The sequence below is a fragment of the Microbacterium sp. genome, from assembly GCF_041909575.1.
Taxonomy (GTDB): Bacteria; Actinomycetota; Actinomycetes; order Actinomycetales; family Microbacteriaceae; genus Microbacterium.
This window is the reverse complement of sequence record NZ_JAYRDE010000205.1, coordinates 1-1,647: the sequence shown is the minus strand read 5'-3', so window position 1 is coordinate 1,647 and position 1,647 is coordinate 1. Positions and strand designations below refer to the sequence as shown.

The window sequence follows — 1,647 nt, the reverse complement described above, 5'->3', positions numbered from 1 at the left end:
GGGCGGCCGAGGTCTGCCAGCGGCTCGGCGGCGTCGTCGTGCTGAACGGCGACGGGCTCGACACCGAGATCCTGGAGGAGGCCAATGTCGGCACGGCGGAGACGATGATCGCCGTCACCGACGACGACGAGGTCAACATCCTGAGCTCGATCCTGGCCAAGCGCCTCGGCGCGGAGCGGGTGGTCACCCTCATCAACAAGCCGAGCTACGAGCCGCTGGTGACCAATCTCGGCATCGACGCCGTCGTCAACCCCCGCTCGATCACCGTCTCGCATATCCTCCAGCATGTCCGGCGCGGCCGCATCCGGCGCGTCCACACGCTCCGCGAGGGCTTCGGCGAGATCATCGAGGCCGAGGCGATGGCGACCTCGGCACTGGTCGGCCGGCCGCTGCGCGAGATCGACCTGCCGGAGGGCATCATCGTCGGCGCCATCGTCCGCGGCGCGACGGTCATCACGCCGCGCGGATCGAGCGTCATCAAGGCCGACGACCGGGTGGTGCTGATGGCGACCACCGGCGCGGTCCGCAAGGTCGAGAAGATGTTCGCGGTGCGGCTCGAGTATTTCTGATATCCAGCCCGCCGCCCGCCCGTTTGTCCCGAGCATCGCTCCCGAGAGGCCCCCATGTCGCGCATCGCCTACGTCAACGGCCAGTACGTCCCGCACCCCGAAGCCGCCGTCCATGTCGAAGACCGGGGCTACCAGTTCGCCGACGGCGTCTACGAGGTCATCGCGGTCGCCCGCGGCGCGCTCATCGACGAGGAAGGGCACATGATCCGCCTCGAGCGGTCGCTCGACGAGCTCCGGATCGCGCGGCCGATGGGGCGCCCGGCGCTGGCGCACATCATGCGCGAGGTCGTGCGCCGCAACCGCGTCGTCGACGGGCTGATCTACATCCAGATGACCCGCGGCGTCGCCCCGCGCGACCACGCGTTTCCGGCCAATGCCGAGACCTCGGTGGTGATGACGGCGAAGCGCACCAAGCCCGCCAACCCGGCGCTGCTGCGCGACGGCGCCAAGGTCATCACCATTCCCGACATCCGCTGGGAACGCTGCGACATCAAGACGGTGTCGCTGCTGCCGAACTGCCTCGGCAAGCAGCAGGCGCGCGAGGCGGGCGCCCTCGAAGCGTGGCAGGTCGACGCCCGCGACGGCACCGTCACCGAGGGCACCTCGACCAACGCCTGGATCGTGACCAAGGAGGGCGAGGTGGTCACCCGCAAGGCCGACCATGCGATCCTGAACGGCATCACCCGCATCGCCGTGCTGGAGATCATCGCCCGGCAGCAGGGGCTGAAGTTCGTCGAGCGTCCCTTCACGGTCGAGGAGGCCAAGAACGCCCGCGAAGCCTTCCTGACCAGCACGACCGCCTTCGTGACGCCGATCGTGCGGATCGACGATGCGCTCGTCGGCGACGGCAAGCCGGGGCTGGTCGCCAAGAGCCTGCGCGAGGCCTACCTCGTCCACATGACCGAGCAGGCGGCGGAGCAGGGCGCGGCGGCATGACGGCGCCGACGGCGCCCCGCGCCATTCTCTTCGACTGGGACAACACGCTCGTCGACAACTGGGCCGTCATCTCGGGCGCGCTCAATGCGGCGTTCCAGGCAATGGCGAAGCCGACCTGGAGCGAGGCCGAGTGCCGGGCCCG

2 protein-coding genes are annotated in these 1,647 nt (G+C 69.7%); both read left to right on the top strand.

The genetic code is table 11. The annotated features are described in order from the left end of the window. The coding region (locus ACE3O1_RS15645) for an NAD-binding protein (RefSeq protein ID WP_374316635.1) at window positions 1-569 on the top strand (569 nt) is incomplete at its 5' end. A 54-nt stretch (window positions 570-623) separates the two neighbouring features. Beyond that, entirely contained in the window at window positions 624-1,505 is an 882-nt protein-coding gene (locus tag ACE3O1_RS15640; protein WP_374316633.1) for a D-amino-acid transaminase, read from the top strand. Window positions 1,506-1,647: the final 142 nt, after the last annotated feature.